The sequence below is a fragment of the Duganella sp. Dugasp78 genome (genome assembly GCF_059491455.1).
In genome coordinates this window covers 3729814-3745473 of the sequence record NZ_CP168506.1, presented here as the reverse complement: position 1 = coordinate 3745473, position 15660 = coordinate 3729814, and the positions used below count along the sequence as shown (strand labels likewise).

19 protein-coding genes are annotated in these 15660 nt (G+C 62.3%); 1 reads left to right on the top strand and 18 read right to left on the bottom strand.

What is annotated here, in order from left to right:
- Nucleotides 1-54: 54 nt before the first annotated feature.
- From ACEN9O_RS16650 to rpsF, 5 genes are all read right to left on the bottom strand, one after another.
- Nucleotides 55-1440, bottom strand: coding sequence for a replicative DNA helicase (locus ACEN9O_RS16650; protein ID WP_495612976.1), 1386 nt, complete (start codon nt 1438-1440; stop codon nt 55-57).
- A gap of 122 nt (nt 1441-1562) precedes the next feature.
- Nucleotides 1563-2015, bottom strand: a complete 453-nt coding sequence (rplI, locus tag ACEN9O_RS16645) for a 50S ribosomal protein L9 (protein WP_116990169.1) — start codon at nt 2013-2015, stop codon at nt 1563-1565.
- 34 nt (nt 2016-2049) lie between these two features.
- Nucleotides 2050-2340 carry a 30S ribosomal protein S18 gene (gene rpsR / locus ACEN9O_RS16640; RefSeq protein WP_008450941.1) on the bottom strand — a complete coding sequence of 97 codons (291 nt, stop codon included), beginning with the start codon at nt 2338-2340 and terminating at the stop codon, nt 2050-2052.
- A gap of 15 nt (nt 2341-2355) precedes the next feature.
- Nucleotides 2356-2661: a primosomal replication protein N gene (priB, locus tag ACEN9O_RS16635; RefSeq protein WP_495618492.1), complete on the bottom strand. Its 306-nt coding sequence runs from the start codon at nt 2659-2661 to the stop codon at nt 2356-2358.
- Between the two features lie 18 nt (nt 2662-2679).
- Complete coding sequence (gene rpsF, locus ACEN9O_RS16630) at nt 2680-3066, bottom strand: 30S ribosomal protein S6 (protein ID WP_445233306.1); 387 nt, start codon at nt 3064-3066, stop codon at nt 2680-2682.
- A gap of 296 nt (nt 3067-3362) precedes the next feature.
- On the opposite strand from rpsF, the gene lexA reads away from it, so the two are divergent.
- Nucleotides 3363-4001: a transcriptional repressor LexA gene (lexA, locus tag ACEN9O_RS16625; RefSeq protein ID WP_008450946.1), complete on the top strand. Its 639-nt coding sequence runs from the start codon at nt 3363-3365 to the stop codon at nt 3999-4001.
- A gap of 9 nt (nt 4002-4010) precedes the next feature.
- Here lexA and ACEN9O_RS16620 read toward each other — a convergent pair whose 3' ends face one another.
- From ACEN9O_RS16620 to truA, 13 genes are all read right to left on the bottom strand, one after another.
- On the bottom strand, nt 4011-4505 hold the full coding sequence (locus ACEN9O_RS16620) for a hypothetical protein (RefSeq protein ID WP_495612975.1): 495 nt from the start codon (nt 4503-4505) through the stop codon (nt 4011-4013).
- Between the two features lie 59 nt (nt 4506-4564).
- Nucleotides 4565-5809 carry a cystathionine gamma-synthase family protein gene (locus tag ACEN9O_RS16615; protein WP_495612974.1) on the bottom strand — a complete coding sequence of 415 codons (1245 nt, stop codon included), beginning with the start codon at nt 5807-5809 and terminating at the stop codon, nt 4565-4567.
- A gap of 124 nt (nt 5810-5933) precedes the next feature.
- Nucleotides 5934-7457: an amidophosphoribosyltransferase gene (purF, locus tag ACEN9O_RS16610; RefSeq protein WP_495612973.1), complete on the bottom strand. Its 1524-nt coding sequence runs from the start codon at nt 7455-7457 to the stop codon at nt 5934-5936.
- Nucleotides 7458-7496: 39 nt separating this feature from the next.
- Nucleotides 7497-7985, bottom strand: coding sequence for a CvpA family protein (locus ACEN9O_RS16605; RefSeq protein ID WP_495612972.1), 489 nt, complete (start codon nt 7983-7985; stop codon nt 7497-7499).
- Nucleotides 7986-8002: 17 nt separating this feature from the next.
- Nucleotides 8003-9007, bottom strand: a complete 1005-nt coding sequence (locus ACEN9O_RS16600) for an SPOR domain-containing protein (RefSeq protein WP_495612971.1) — start codon at nt 9005-9007, stop codon at nt 8003-8005.
- A 22-nt stretch (nt 9008-9029) separates the two neighbouring features.
- The gene (folC, locus tag ACEN9O_RS16595) at nt 9030-10319 is read right to left on the bottom strand and encodes a bifunctional tetrahydrofolate synthase/dihydrofolate synthase (protein ID WP_495612970.1); all 1290 of its coding nucleotides are present in this window, start codon (nt 10317-10319) and stop codon (nt 9030-9032) included.
- A gap of 82 nt (nt 10320-10401) precedes the next feature.
- A complete protein-coding gene (gene accD, locus ACEN9O_RS16590; RefSeq protein ID WP_020701805.1) occupies nt 10402-11274 on the bottom strand; it encodes an acetyl-CoA carboxylase, carboxyltransferase subunit beta in 873 nt (290 codons plus the stop codon).
- A 108-nt stretch (nt 11275-11382) separates the two neighbouring features.
- Nucleotides 11383-11646 carry a hypothetical protein gene (locus ACEN9O_RS16585; RefSeq protein ID WP_495612969.1) on the bottom strand — a complete coding sequence of 88 codons (264 nt, stop codon included), beginning with the start codon at nt 11644-11646 and terminating at the stop codon, nt 11383-11385.
- A 4-nt stretch (nt 11647-11650) separates the two neighbouring features.
- Nucleotides 11651-11872, bottom strand: coding sequence for a BrnT family toxin (locus ACEN9O_RS16580; protein ID WP_495618491.1), 222 nt, complete (start codon nt 11870-11872; stop codon nt 11651-11653).
- Nucleotides 11873-12015: 143 nt separating this feature from the next.
- Entirely contained in the window at nt 12016-12813 is a 798-nt protein-coding gene (gene trpA / locus ACEN9O_RS16575; RefSeq protein ID WP_495612968.1) for a tryptophan synthase subunit alpha, read from the bottom strand.
- A 92-nt stretch (nt 12814-12905) separates the two neighbouring features.
- Nucleotides 12906-14159 (bottom strand): tryptophan synthase subunit beta, encoded by a 1254-nt coding sequence (gene trpB, locus ACEN9O_RS16570; protein WP_495612967.1) that lies wholly within the window; start codon nt 14157-14159, stop codon nt 12906-12908.
- Nucleotides 14104-14817 carry a phosphoribosylanthranilate isomerase gene (locus ACEN9O_RS16565; RefSeq protein ID WP_495618490.1) on the bottom strand — a complete coding sequence of 238 codons (714 nt, stop codon included), beginning with the start codon at nt 14815-14817 and terminating at the stop codon, nt 14104-14106. The genes trpB and ACEN9O_RS16565 overlap by 56 nt, the downstream gene beginning before the upstream one ends.
- A gap of 6 nt (nt 14818-14823) precedes the next feature.
- Nucleotides 14824-15627, bottom strand: coding sequence for a tRNA pseudouridine(38-40) synthase TruA (gene truA / locus ACEN9O_RS16560; protein ID WP_495612966.1), 804 nt, complete (start codon nt 15625-15627; stop codon nt 14824-14826).
- Nucleotides 15628-15660: the final 33 nt, after the last annotated feature.

The window sequence follows — 15660 nt, the reverse complement described above, 5'->3', positions numbered from 1 at the left end:
TTACTGCAGATCGCCGCCCCAGGTAAGGACGGCGCAAAGATTAGTCGCCCTGGGTTAATCGCCTTGATACAGCGCCAGGTTACCGACATAGTTGCCAAACTTGGTGTACTGGCCGATCCAGGTCAGGCGTACCGAGCCGATCGGGCCGTTACGCTGCTTACCGATAATGATTTCGGCCGTTCCTTTATCGGGCGAGTCCGGATTGTAGACCTCGTCGCGATACAAGAAGATGATGACGTCCGCGTCCTGCTCGATAGCGCCGGATTCGCGCAGGTCGGACATGACGGGACGTTTATTGGGGCGCTGCTCCAGCGAGCGGTTCAGCTGCGACAGCGCGATCACCGGGCACTGCAGCTCCTTGGCCAGGCCCTTCAGCGACCGGGAAATCTCGGAAATCTCGGAGGCGCGGTTGTCGCCCGGCGTCGAGCCCTGCATCAGCTGCAGGTAGTCGACCACGATCAGGCCCAGCTTGCCGCACTGGCGCGACAGGCGGCGCGCGCGCGCCCGCATCTCGATCGGGTTCAGCGCCGGCGTCTCGTCGATGTAGACCTGGGCGTCGTTCATTTTCTGGATGGCGTGCGTCAGGCGCGGCCAATCCTCGTCGTTCAGCTTGCCGGTGCGCAGGCGGTGCTGGTCCAGCTGGCCGACCGAGCCCAGCATACGCATGGCCAGCTGCACGCCGCCCATCTCCATCGAGAACACGGCCACCGGCAGGCCCTCTTCCACCGCGACGTTCTCGGCGATGTTCATCGAGAACGCGGTCTTGCCCATCGACGGACGGCCGGCCACCACCACCATGTCGCCCGGCTGCAGGCCGGAGGTCATGCGGTCGAGATCGATCCAACCGGTCGGCACGCCGGTGATCTCGGAGCCGGACTCGCGCGAATACAGTTCGTCGATGCGCTCGACCACCTGGGTCAGCAGCGGCTGCACCGGGATCCAGCCGGCCGCGCCGCGCGCGCCCTGCTCGGCGATGGCGAAGATCTTCGACTCGGCCTCGTCGAGCATCTGCTTGACTTCCTTGCCCTGGGGCGTGAACGCCTGGCCGGAAATCTCGTCGGCCACGGTGATCAGCTGGCGCAGGATGGAGCGGTCGCGCACGATCTCGGCGTAGCGGCGGATGTTGGCGGCCGACGGCGTGTTCTGCGCCATCGCGTTCAGGTAGGCCAGGCCGCCGACGTCGTCGGCCTTGCCCAGCTGGGTCAGCGTCTCGAACACCGTGATGACGTCGGCCGGCTTGGAACCGTTGATCATCTTGACGACTTGTTCGTAGATGATACGGTGGTCGTAGCGGTAGAAGTCTTCCGGATGCATCATGTCCGCAATGCGGTCGAACGCCGCATTATCGCGCAGCAGGCCGCCGATGACGGACTGTTCTGCTTCGATGGAATGCGGCGGGACGCGGAGTGAATCGACTTGCGGATCGGAGGGGGCGTTCATGGCGCGAATTATACCTGCTTGCTTGAGCCGTATTACAAATTTATGACGAGAAAAAAGCCGGGCAAGCCCGGCTTTTTCAAAGGTGTTGCAACACTTGCCAGACGTTGCCGTCCGGCCAAGTATTAGGCAGCTTCGCCCACAACAGCAACGGTCACTTCCACCACCACGTCGGTGTGCAGAGCAACGCTGACTGGGTGCTCGCCAACGGTCTTCAGAGGACCGGTAGGCATACGCACAGCAGCTTTTTCAACAGCGAAACCAGCTTTGGTCAGCGCTTCAGCGATGTCGAAGTTGGTGACGGAGCCGAACAGACGGCCGTCCACACCAGCTTTTTGCGAAACGGTCACGGTCATGCCGTTCAGTTTCTCGCCTTGGGCTTGAGCAGCAGCCAGCTTCTCAGCAGCGGCTTTTTCCAGTTCAGCGCGCTTGACTTCGAATTCAGCAACGGCGGACGCGGTAGCGCGGCGAGCCATTTTTTGCGGAATCAGGAAGTTACGTGCGTAACCGTCTTTAACTTTAACGACTTCACCCAGGTTGCCCAGGTTGACGACTTTTTCTAACAGAATGATTTGCATAGTTCTTCTCCAGGATCTTATCTAGACGACGCAATTAAGCGTGGTGCAGATCGGTGTAAGGCAGCAGCGCGAGGTAGCGAGCGCGCTTGATTGCGGTGTCAACTTGACGCTGGTAGTGCGCCTTGGTACCGGTCAGACGTGCTGGCATGATTTTGCCGTTTTCCTGGACGAAGTCTTTCAGGGTGTCGACGTCTTTGTAGTCAACTTGTTCTACGTTTGCTGCGGTGAAGCGGCAGAACTTCTTACGCTTGAACAGTGGATTTTGTTGCTTGCGCTTTTCTTTCAGCTTGAGCTTGTTTTTGTCGAACTTTTTACCGAATGCCATTTTAGGCTCCTGTATCTAAATTGAGCTGTCTGGGACAGCACTAAAATCAATGATGTGAAACACCAGGCTTTTGCTATTGCGATTCTTCTTGTTCAGAAAACCGGAGAACTGATACATGCCTGCCAGTGGCGCCTGACTGAAGCGGCCTGAAATCTCGCCTGCGGCAACCGCGGCAATTTCAAACTCGCTCAATCGGGCGATGCCTGCTTCGACCTGCTGCGAGCGGTGCTGGAGTACAGCATTCACGATCGGCATGCCGGCAGGGGTGTAGCGCAAGGCGTCCCGTTCGGCGATCAAAGCAATGAACTGGAGCTGGTTCAGCTCGGTTCCCTGGAACAATTAGGCCGCAGGAGCAGCAGCAACTGCTGGGGCTTCGGTGCGATGCGATTTCGCTGCATCTTCACGTTGTACCGACTTCATCATCGGCGAAGGAGCGGTTTCCGCTTTCTTCATCTTGACGGTCAGGTGACGCAGCACGGCATCATTGAATTTGAAGGCGGTTTCCAGCTCGACCAGGGTCTCGTTGTCGCATTCGATGTTCATGCAGATGTAGTGTGCTTTAGCCAGTTTCTGGATCGAGTAAGCCATCTGACGACGGCCCCAATCTTCAACACGGTGCACGGCGCCGCCGCGGGTGGTTACCGAGGCTTTGTAACGCTCGATCATGGCGGGCACTTGCTCGCTCTGGTCCGGGTGGACGATAAATACTATTTCATAGTGACGCATGCAAACTCCCTTAAGGACTGTGAATATAGCCCACCCTGGCGTCAAGACAGGTGTGGGAAGAGGTAAGCCCGCGACTATATCAGCTTTCCCGGCAAAAGGCCAGCCCCTCGGGTGGGGTCAAGTCTGACATTCGGACACGGCCTCTGCCCTAGCGGACGCTACGGCAGAGGCCGTGTCCGAATGTCAGACTTGACCCCACTTGAAATTATTTCGTGCCAAGCAACAAATTCCCTTGCATTTCGCTTCACACTGTACAAAAATACAGACTGTCTATATACACAGGCCTAAAGCACTCTATGATCAAGCTCACCGCAAGACAGGAACAAATTCTCAATCTGATCAAGGATGCCATCGAGAACACCGGCTTCCCGCCGACCCGCGCCGAGATCGCCAATGAACTGGGCTTCAAATCCGCCAACGCGGCCGAGGAGCATTTGCAGGCGCTGGCGCGCAAGGGCGCGATCGAGATCGCCGCCGGCACCTCGCGCGGCATCCGCCTGCTGGGCGTGCACGCGGAACCGGCCACGCCCAAGGTGCCGGTGTCGCTGATGATGTCGCTGCCGCTGATCGGCCGCGTGGCCGCCGGCTCGCCCATCCTGGCGCAGGAAAACCTGGAGACCAGCTATAGCGTCGACCCGGCCATGTTCTCCTCCAGGCCGGACTACCTGCTCAAGGTGCGCGGCGAATCGATGCGCGACGCCGGCATCATGGACGGCGACCTGCTGGCCGTGAAAAAAGTGGACAGCGCCAAGAACGGCCAGATCGTCGTGGCCCGCATCGGCAACGACGTCACCGTCAAGCGCTACAGGAAGACCGGCTCCACCGTCGAGCTGCTGCCGGAAAATCCGGACTTCAAGATCATCAAGGTCGATCCCGAAGCCGACGAGTTCGCGCTGGAAGGCCTGGCGGTCGGCCTGATGCGCAGCTGGCACTAAGCACGGCGCCTAGCGCTTGCCCGCCGTCTCCGGCAGGTGCGACAGGTCGCGCGCGCTCAGGGCGATGTCGCCGCGCCGGCCTTCCCACGCGGCCTGCGCCAGCGTGACCGCGTCCGCCTGGCGCTTGGCCTCCTCCGCCACCTGCACGAACACCTGGCTCATCAGCGTCTGGGCGGCGGCCATTTCATCGTCCGTCATCAGGTCGGCCAGGTCGGGCGGGATGCTTTTGCCGACCGGCAGCGCGGCGTTGTAGTTGGCAAGGAACTGCTCGTAGCAGGCGCGCCACGCGGCCAGCGCCTGCGTCACCGCAGGGCTGCCAGCCAGCGCTGGACGCATCGGGATGTTGGGCGGCTGGCAGTTGAAGCGGGCCAGCGAGATATCGGCGCCGTCGTAGCGGCTGGTGTAGTACTCGATCTCGGCCTGCCGCGCGAGGCGGCGGGCCTGATCGTCGGCGAAGGCGTTAGTCGACAGCAAGGTCAAGGCAAGTACCCATGCTGCTCTCATCACGCCTCCTCCCGCTTGGCAAAATTGAAAGCTTAGATTATCACAATCTGGTGCGGAGCTCAGCAAGCTTCCAGTGCGCAGGTGAAATCGTCCAGCAGATCGTCGGTGTCCTCGATGCCGACCGACACCCTTATCAGCGATTCGGCGATGCCCATCGAGGCCCGGCGCTCGGCGCCCATCTCGTAGAAGATGGTATGCGCCACCGGGATGATCAGCGTGCGCGTGTCGCCCAGGTTGGAGGCGGGAATCGCCAGCTTCAGGCGGTTCAGGAAATCGAAGCAGTCGATGCCGTCCTTCAGCTCAAAGCTCAGCAGCGAGCCGAAGCTGCGGAACAGTTCGCTGGAGATCACATGCTGCGGATGCGACGCCAGCCCGGGATAGTAGACGGCGGCCACGCGCTCGTCCGCTTCCAGCAGCGTGGCCAGCGCCAGCGCATTGGCGCTGGTGCGCTCCATGCGCAGCGCCAGCGTCTCGGCGCCGACCGCGATGTGGTGCGCCGCCTCCGGCGCCAGCGAGGCACCGAAGTCGCGCAAGCCCTTGGCGCGGATCTGCGCCAGGCCCCATTGCAGCGGCGCGGCTTTCTTGTAGTTCTCGTAGATGTTCGGGAAGCGGGTCCAGTCATAGGCGCCGGTATCGGTCAGGCTGCCGCCCAACGCATTGCCGTGGCCGCCGATCGACTTGGTCAGCGCGTTGACCACTAGGCCGGCACCAACCGACTTCGGGCGGAACAGGTAAGGCGTGGTCATCGTGTTGTCGACGATGTAGAGGATGCCGCGCTGCTGACACAGCTCGCCGATACGCTTGAGGTCGGCCACTTGCGTGCGCGGGTTGGCGATGGTTTCGACGAACACCACGCGGGTCTGGTCGGTGATGGCTGCAACCACGTTGGCGACGTCGGTGGCGTCGACGAAGGACACGCCCACGCCCTGCGCCATGGTGGTCTGCCACAGGCTGTTGGTGTTACCGAACAGGAAAGACGACGACACCACGTGGTCGCCCGCCCGCAGCAGCGCCTGGAACACGGCGCCGATCGCGCCCATGCCGGTGGCGAAGCAGATCGTGCCGACGCCCTGCTCCATCTTGTTGACCTTGTCTTCCAGCGCGGAGATGGTCGGGTTGCCCTGGCGGCCGTAGCGGAAGCCCGGCTCCTTGCCCTGGAATACCGAGGCCAGCTGGCGGGCGTCGGCGTAACCGAAGGCGACCGAGGTGTGGATGGGTTTGTGCAGCGAACCGTGCTCGATGCCCTTCTGGCGATCGTTGTGCAGGATGGTGGTGGTGAAGCCGTAGGTTTTTTTATCGTTCATGGACGGGTACCGGAATTATTGACTGTCGGTGCGATGCCGCTTTCCACCCCGCATTGCGGCAAAAAGGGGTCAGACCCCGTACGGGGTCTGACCCCGGTGGCCGGGGTGCGGGGCTAACGCTCAATCAGCCTTCGGCGGTCGCGAGATTCAGATTCAGTTGCGAGCGGCCCGCATCCTCGGGGCCGGAGGCCTTCGGATGGTGGCGCGCGTACTCCAGCTTGTCCAGGTAGTCCTTGGAGATGTCGCCGGTGACGTACACGCCGTCGAAGCACGACGCCTCGAAGTTCTTCAGCGCCGGATTGACGTCGGAGATGGCGCGCTTCAGCGCGTCGATGTCCTGGTAGACCAGGTAATCGGCAGTGATCTCGCGGCACACTTCCTCGGTGCTGCGGCCGTAGGCGATCAGCTCGTCGCGGGTAGGCATGTCGATGCCGTACACGTTAGGGAAGATCACCGGTGGCGCCGCCGAGGCGAAGATCACTTTCTTGGCGCCGGCTTCGCGCGCCATCTGCACGATCTCGCGGCTGGTGGTGCCGCGCACGATGGAGTCGTCCACCAGCAGCACGACCTTGTCCTTGAACTCGGAAGCGATGGCGTTCAGCTTCTGACGCACCGACTTCTTGCGCGCAGCCTGGCCCGGCATGATGAAGGTGCGGCCAATGTAACGGTTCTTGATGAAGCCTTCGCGGTATTCCACGTTCAGCGCCAGCGCCAGCTGGATCGCGGCGGGACGCGACGAATCCGGAATCGGCATGACGACGTCGATCTCGCCGTCCTTGAATTCGCGCTTGATCTTCTCTGCCAGGTACTCGCCCATCTTCAGGCGGGTGGCGTACACGGAGGCGCCGTCGATCACGGAATCCGGACGGGCCAGGTAGACGAACTCGAACACGCAAGGATTGAGCGACGGATTGTCGGCGCACTGGCGCGCATGCAGCTGCTTGTCGGCGTCGATGAAGACGGCCTCGCCCGGCGCGATGTCGCGCACGAAGCGGAAGCCCATGCCTTCCAGCGCCACGGACTCGGAAGCGATCAGGTACTCGGCGCCCTGCTCGGTTTCGTTGATGCCCAGGCACAGCGGACGGATGCCGAACGGATCGCGGAAGGCCAGCAGGCCGACGCCGGCGATCTGCGCCACGGCAGCGTAGCCGCCACGCACGCGGCGATGCAGCACGGTCACGGCTTCAAAAATCGTGTCGGCGTCGATCGAGATGCCGGTGGTGGCTTTCTGGATCTCGTGGGCCAGCACGTTCAGCAGCACTTCCGAATCGGAATCGGTGTTGATGTGGCGGCGGTCGTTCTGGAACATTTCTTTCTTGAGCTGTTCCCAGTTGGTCAGGTTGCCGTTATGCGCCAGCGTGATGCCGAACGGCGCGTTGACGTAGAACGGCTGCGCCTCTTCCTCGCTCGACGAGCCGGCGGTTGGATAGCGGCAGTGACCGATGCCGGAATTGCCTTGCAGCGTACGCATGTTACGGGTACGGAAAACGTCACGCACCAGGCCGTTGGCCTTGTGCATGGCGAACATGCTGCTGTGATTGGTCGCGATACCTGCCGCATCCTGGCCGCGGTGCTGCAACAGCAGCAATGCGTCATACAGCAGTTGGTTGACAGGTTGATGAGAAACGACGCCGACGATGCCACACATGATGTTGCTCCTGGACTGGGTGCTACTGATTTAAAGAATTCAAAAATTCACATGCTGCGCCATGGCAGCGGGAAGAAAGGCTTTCACCGTATGCGCCCCGGTTTCCGCGAGCGGACTCAATAGCGCATTCTTCCAAAATGCTTGTTGCGGTATCGAGGTCATCCCACACAGGATGACACCGGCCAGCACAATTACAAGGCCGCGACCGAAGCCGAACACCATGCCCAGCGCGCGGTCAACCAGGCTGAGGCCGCCGGCATCGAGCAAGGCGCCCAGCGCCATGCTCAGCAGGCCCGTCAAAATCTTCACACCGATAAACAGTGCGATAAAGGCAAGGATCAGCCGCAGCACCTCGCCCGGCAGCACCGGCGGCAGCATGGGCGCCAGCACGGCGGCGTAGGCGTTGGCGAGCACGAAGGCCACCACCCAGCCGGCCAGCGACAACACTTCCTTCACCAGGCCGCGCATCATGCTGATGATGACCGACGCGACCAATACAAAAATCACCAGATAATCGAAGATCGTCACGTCGGGCGCCTGCTCGATCAGACGGTTTCGAGACGGCCGTTCAGGCCCATAGCGCTCAGCTTGGCCCGCACTTTTTCGGCCTCATCCTTGTTGGTGAACGGGCCCACGCGCACGCGGGTGATGTCACCGGACGGCGTCTTTTGCGTGAAGGAGCTGATGCCTGCTTTCTTCAATTTGTCGCGCAGCTCGTCGACCTTGCCCTGGTCGCTCAGCGCGGCCACCTGCAGTACGAATTTCTGACCGGCTTCGGCGGCCGGCTTGGCGGCCGGCTTGCCTTCCAGGATGGCCAGCGCGCGCGCGTCTTCCGACGGCGCGGCCGGCTTGGCGGCCTTGGCTTCGGCCAGCTTGCGCTCGGCTTCGGCCTTGGCCTTGGCTTCGGCCTTCACTTCGGCCTGCTTGCGTTCGATTTCCTGCTTGTAGTCGGCGTCCTGGCGGGCCTTGGCTTCGTTGTCGGCCTTGAGTTTGGCGACGGTCTCCGCCTTGGCGTCCGCCTTGGCGTCCGCCTTGGCCTTGGCTTCAGCCTTCAGTTCGGCGTCGCGCTTGGTGGTGTCGACCTTGACGGGCGCCACAGCCAGCGGCGCTGCAGGCTTGGCCGGCTTGACGTCGTCGACGATTTCTTCCTTGGCGTCCAACGCGGCGCTCTGCGCGACCGGCGCGGCGACGGCCGGGGCCGGAGCAAGCGGAGCCTCGGCCGGCTTGTCCTTGGCGGGAATCTTGATTTCAATATCGGACGCCAGCGGCTTCGGTTCGGAATCGAGCACCATCGGCAAACCGATGGCGACGCCCAGCGCCAGCGCGATGGCGCCAACCAGGCGGCGGCGCGCGCGTTTCTTTTCCGGCAACACCGGGTCGTCCGCTTCGCGGTCTTTGCTGCGGCGGGGTTTGGCGGAACCATCCGCCGACGAGGCGCGCTTGGAGCGTGCGCGCTCCGTCGCGGCCTGGTCATCTGCGCTGGTGTAATAGCCACTGTCCTGACCGGCGGCCTCTTGCTTGTTTTTACCGAGTTTCGAGAACAAGCCCATGCGTGATTTCAGTCCTGTGCGTTCAATGGAATGCGGATTTTCGTGCCGCCATGACGCCGGCGACCGTGAGGAAAGATCCAAAGACCACAATTCTATCATTCTCCCCGGCTCGGCTGATCGCATTTGCATAGGCCGCGGCCGGATCGTCGAAGATATTGATGGTGCGCTCGGCTTTGTCCGCCTGCACGATTTGCACCTTGGCCGCCAGTTCCGAGGCGCTGGCCGCGCGCGGCGACGGCAGCGTGGTCAGGCACCAGTGGTCCACATGCTCGGACATGGCGGCGATCACGCCGTCGATATCCTTGTCGTGCATGGAGCCGAACACGGCGTAGGTGTACGGGTGGAAGCCCATGTTGCCGAGGTTCTGGTTCAGCGCCGAGGCGGCGTGTGGATTGTGCGCCACGTCGAGGATCACGGTCGGGCGGCCAGGCAGCACCTGGAAGCGGCCCGGCAGCTCCACCGTCACCAGGCCGGTGCGCACTTCCTGCGCGCCGACCGGCAGTTCCAGCTTCAGCGCTTCCAGCGCGGCCAGCGCGGCCGAGGCGTTGAGGATCTGGTTGGCGCCGCGCAGGCTAGGATAGGCCAGCGAATTGCGGCGCTGCGAGCGGCCGCCGTAGTTCCATTGCTGCTTGTCGCCGGAATAGTTGAAATCGCGGCCCATCAGCCACAGGTCGGCGCCGATGGCGTTGGCGTGGTCGATCAGCGATTGCGGCGGCACCGGGTCCGAGCAGATGGCGGTTTTGCCGGCGCGGAAAATGCCGGCCTTCTCGAAGCCGATCGCCTCGCGCGTGTCGCCCAGATAGTCGGTATGGTCGATGTCGACGCTGGTGACGATGGCGACGTCGGCATCGACGATGTTGACCGCGTCCAGGCGTCCGCCCAGGCCCACCTCCAGGATCACGACATCCATGCCGGCGCCGCTCAGCAGGTACATGATGGCCAGCGTGGTGAATTCGAAATAGGTCAGCGGGGTATCGCCGCGCACAGCCTCGACCGCGTTGAAGGCGGCCACCAGCACTTCATCGCTGGCCAGCTCGCCGTTGATGCGCGCGCGCTCGTTGAAGTCCAGGAAGTGCGGCTTGATGTACAGGCCGACCTTGTAGCCGGCGCGCATCAGCACCGATTCCAGCATGGCGCAGGTCGAGCCCTTGCCGTTGGTGCCGGCCACCATGATGACCGGGCAGCTGAAATTCAGTTGCAGGCGCTCCTTGACGGCGAGCACGCGGTCCAGGCCCATGTTGATGACGGTTTCGGCGTGGCGCGACTCAAGCAGTGCAAGCCAGGCGGGCAAAGTAGTTGGGAGATTCGGCATGATGGGGGCTCAGAAATGAAAAACGGCGCGCAGGCCGGCATGATAGCCGATTGCGCGCCGTAGCGTGAGGACGTGGCTGCTTTTAGGCGAGCACTTCGACCGCTTGATTTTGCAGCAGTGCCATCAGACGGGCGATTTCTTCGCGCATCTTGCGGCGGTCGACGATCATGTCGACGGCGCCCTTGGTGACCAGGAACTCGGCGCGCTGGAAGCCTTCCGGCAGTTTCTCGCGCACGGTGTTTTCGATCACGCGCGGGCCGGCGAAGCCGATCAGCGCTTTCGGCTCGGCGATGACGACGTCGCCCATGAAGGCGAACGAGGCCGACACGCCGCCCATGGTCGGATCGGTCAGCACGCTGATGAACGGCAGCTTCTTCTCCGACAGCTTGGTCAGCATGGCGGTGGTCTTGGCCATCTGCATCAGCGACAGCAAGCCTTCCTGCATGCGGGCGCCGCCGGTGGCGGTGATGCAGATGAACGGCACTTTCTGTTCCAGGGCCACTTGCGCGCCGCGCACGAAGCGCTCGCCGACCACGGAGCCCATCGAGCCGCCCATGAATTCGAATTCGAAGCAGGCCACCACGCATGGCAGGCTCATGATGGCGCCGCCCATGACGATCAGCGCATCGGTCTCACCGGTGGCTTCCATGGCTTGCTTGAGGCGGTCAGGATATTTCTTGCTGTCTTTGAACTTCAGCGTATCGACCGGCAGGGTGTCCATGCCGATTTCGTAGCGGCCGCCGGCGTCGAACAGGCTGTCGAGGCGCTCACGGGCGCGGATGCGCATGTGATGGTCGCATTTCGGGCAAACGTGCAGGTTCGATTCCAGATCGGTGCGGTACAGGACGGCTTCGCAGGATGGGCATTTGACCCACAGGCCCTCGGGCATGGTCTTGCGTGCGGCAGCGTCGGAACGCTGGATACGTGGGGGCAGCAGTTTTTCCAACCAACTCATAAATTCTCCTTGCAGCTAACTTGTGGCCGAAGTGTAGCCGTTTCTCGCCCCCCTGTCGAACTTTGCAGTACAACAATTTTTAAACTTCGTCATGGAATTGGCGGGTTTTTAGAGGGAATCACCTACTGCCTCCTCCGCTTGTTCGGCCCCCAAGACAGGCAAATCCAGAGGAATTTTGTAACCTGTATAGGCGATATTCCTTAGGTACAATTCGATAATCCGATGTGCCGGCCAGCCAAACTTATCGCCAATTTGCTGAAAATAGTTGATCGTGTCATTCGGCAAACGCAGCGGCAATTCACGCGTCAATAGCTCGACAAAAGGATTCGGCACCGGGACGCACCTGGAAACATCGATCTCGTCCTCGCACATAGCATCACTCCCCAAAATAAAGTTGGACTTCCAATGCATTGGCTTTGCGAGCAGAAAAAATTCGGATGACGTCATTGCCGCGAAAACAATAGCATACCGACAACAACCTACCTCGATCACTAGCACCGATATTGATAAACCTATCCTCATCGTCCGAGTGTTCGGTGTCAGCCAGAGACCTTGCTCGACCATCATGAAATACCGATTCCGCCTCTTCGAAACTCACGCGATGCTTTTGCAAGTTAGCCTTGGCCTTGCGAACATTCCATTCGAAACGCACGGCCGCTCTCCTTCAACATAGTCAGTGCTTAACTATGTATCAAGGTGAGCGGTCGGGATTTGAGGGGCGGCAAGCGCCCCGGAGAGGTTTTAAGCGTCGAGGGCGCTGCGGATGCCGCTGACAAAGGTTTGCACGGCGGCGACGGCGCCGTCCTTGCCGGCGTTTTCGATTTCCTGGATGATGCGGCTGCCGATGACGACCGCGTCGGCCACCTCGGCCACGGCGCGCGCGGTGGCGCCGTCGCGGATGCCGAAGCCTACGCCGATCGGCAACTGCACGTGCTTGCGGATCGCCGTCAGACGTTCCGCCACTTCCACCGTGTCGATATTGCCGGCGCCCGTCACGCCCTTCAGCGAGACGTAGTAGCTGAAGCCGCCACCAACCTTGGCCACCTGGGCGATGCGCTGTTCGGTCGAGGTCGGCGCCAGCAGGAAGATCAGGTCCAGCTCGGCGGCACGCATGGCGGCCGCGAACTCTTCGCACTCTTCCGGCGGGTAGTCGACCACGATGGCGCCGTCCGCCCCCACCGCCTTGGACTTGGCGATGAAGGTGGCCGCGCCGATGCGCTCGATCGGATTGGCATAGCCCATCAGCACCACCGGCGTGGTCTGGTTGGTCTTGCGGAACTCCGCCACGTAGCCGAACACGTCGTGGATGCCGACGCCGTTGGCCAGCGCCCGCTCGCAGGCGCGCTGGATCACCGGGCCTTCAGCCATCGGATCGGAAAACGGCACGCCGAGTTCCAGGATGTCGGCGCCGCCCGCCACCATGGCGTGCATCAGCGGCACCGTAGATTCCGGCGACGGATCGCCGGCGGTGATGAAAGTGATGAGCGCGGTTTTGTTGTGCGCCTTCAGGGCGCTGAAAGTTGCTGCGATTTTGGACATGGATTTTCTCTTAGTTGAATGTCGAACCGTCGTTCCCGCGCACGCGGGAACCCATGCTGAGTATGGGCCCCCGCTTGCGCGGGGACGACGCGTCAGCTGAAATTCAGCCCCATACGCTCTGCGACGGTATGCATGTCCTTGTCGCCCCGACCCGACAGGTTGGCCAAAATAATTTGATCTTTAGGCAAGGTTGCCGCCAGCTTCGCCGCGTACGCCAGCGCGTGCGACGATTCCAGCGCCGGGATGATGCCTTCGATATGACAGCAATCGTGGAAGGCCTTCAGCGCCTCCTCGTCCGTGATCGACACATATTCCGCGCGACCGCTGTCCTTCAGGTAGGCATGTTCCGGCCCCACGCCCGGATAGTCCAGGCCGGCCGACACCGAATGCGTCTCGATGATCTGGCCGTTCTCGTCCTGCAGCAGATAGGTGCGGTTGCCGTGCAGGACGCCCGGATAACCCTTGGTCAGCGACGCGGCGTGCTTGTCGCCATCCAGCCCCTCGCCCGCCGCCTCGACGCCGATCAGGCGCACCTGCTTCTGGTCGATGTAGGGGTAGAAGATGCCCATGGCGTTGGAACCGCCACCGATGCAGGCCACTACGCAGTCCGGCTGGCGGCCGGTCATCTCCGGCATCTGCACCAGGCATTCCTCGCCGATCACCGACTGGAAGTCGCGCACCAGCATCGGGTAAGGATGCGGGCCGGCCACGGTGCCGATGATGTAGAAAGTGTTTTCAATGTTGGTGACCCAGTCGCGCATGGCTTCGTTGAGCGCGTCCTTCAAGGTCTTGGAACCGGACTCCACCGGCACCACGGTCGCGCCCAGCAGCTTCATGCGGTAGACGTTCTGCGCCTGGCGCTTGACGTCCTCGCTGCCCATGTAGACCACGCACTCCAGCCCGAAGCGGGCGCAGATGGTGGCGGTGGCGACGCCGTGCTGCCCGGCGCCGGTCTCGGCGATGATGCGCGGCTTGCCCATGCGCTTGGCCAGCAGGGCCTGGCCGATGACGTTGTTGATCTTGTGGGCGCCGGTATGGTTCAGGTCTTCGCGCTTGAAGTAGATCTGCGCGCCGCCGGCCAGCTCGGACCAGCGCTTGGCGTGGTAGATCGGCGACGGCCGGCCGACAAAGTGCTTGAGCTCGTAACGGAACTCGTCGAGGAACTCAGGATCCTTGCTGTAGCGCTCGTAGGCTTCGTTGAGCTCGGCCAGCGCGTAGGTCAGGGTTTCGGCGACGAAGGAGCCGCCGTAGGGGCCGAAATGGCCTTTGGAGTCGGGAAGGCTGTAGTCTTTAGCGTGGAACAGCGGCTTCGCTGGGGCGTTCATCATGGTGGATTTCGCTTTCATTCATAGTATCTCCGGCCCGCACCGCCGCGACAAAGTCGGCGATCTTGCGGGCGTCCTTGATCCCCTTGGACGCTTCGACACCACTGCTGATGTCGACGGCGTAGGGGCGTACACCGACCACCGCGTCAGTCGCGTTGTGTACGCTCAAGCCACCACTTAAAACGACCCGAGGCGCGAGATCTTTTGGAATGAGAGACCAATCAAAACCCTTTCCTGCGCCACCGTAGGCATCCACATAGGTATCCAGCAACAGGCTGGTGAACAAGGGACTGGCGGCGCGGCACAGCTGCTCGTATTCTAGCAAATCGGACGGCTGCGTGTCAGGTTTGACGCGGAACACCCGCATGAACTGTCGCCCGGCCGCTGCGGCGATGGCGGCGGACTGCTCCACCGTCTCGTCGCCGTGCAGCTGGATCAGCGAAATCGGCGCCACCTGGCAGGTGGCCGCCACCTCCTCCGGCGTGGCGTTGACGAACAGGCCGGTGCAGGTGATGAAGGGCGGCACGGCGCGGATCAGCCCGGCGGCCTGCGCGGGCGTCACGTAGCGCGGGCTCTTCGGATAGAACACGAAGCCGATCGCATCGGCGCCCGCCGCCACGGCGGCTTGCACGTCTTCCACACGGGTCAGGCCGCAAATTTTGATACGGGTGCGCATGATGCTCCTTTAGAACCAGGGGAGCGCGCTGGTGGTTTCCAGCGGCAGCTCCCATTTGGGGTCGTAGTCGATCTTGGCCAGGTACAGGCCATCCGGCATGAAGGTCGGGGCGGCGGCGTGGCGGTCCTTGGTCTCCAGCAGCTGGCCCAGCCATTCCGGCTTCTCGCGCCCGGTGCCGATGTAGACCAGCGAGCCAACCAGGTTGCGCACCATGTGGTGCAGGAAGGCGTTGGCGGTGATGGTGAACACCACCAGCTCGCCGTGGCGCTTGATCTGGATATCGTGCATCAGCTTGACCGGCGACTTGGCCTGGCATTGCGCCGCGCGGAAAGCGGTGAAGTCGTGCCAGCCGATCAGCGGCGGGATGGCCTGCCGCATCAGCTCCACGTCCAGCGGACGGAAGCAGAAGCCGGCGCGCCCTTCCAGCAGCGGCGAACGGGTCGGATTGTTGTACAGCACGTAGTGATAGGTGCGCGCGCGGGCGCTGAAGCGGGCGTGGAAGAAGTCGTTGACGGTCGGGTCGCCGTCCAGCTGCCTGGCCCAGCGCACCGCGATCGACGGCGGCAGGAAGGCGTTGACGCCGCGCACCCAGGAATGGGTGTCGCGTACCAGCTCGGTGTCGAAATGAACCACTTGCTCCAGCGCGTGCACGCCGGTGTCGGTGCGGCCGGCGCAGGTGGTGGCCAGCGGCACCCTGGCGAATTTCTCCAGCGCCTGTTCCAGCTTATCCTGGACCGTGTGGCCGTCCGCCTGTTTCTGGTAGCCGTTCCACGCGGTTCCGTCGTACTGGACGCCGATTGCTATCCGTTTCAATTGCTGCCCGATGTAATGTCTGAGTCAGCCATT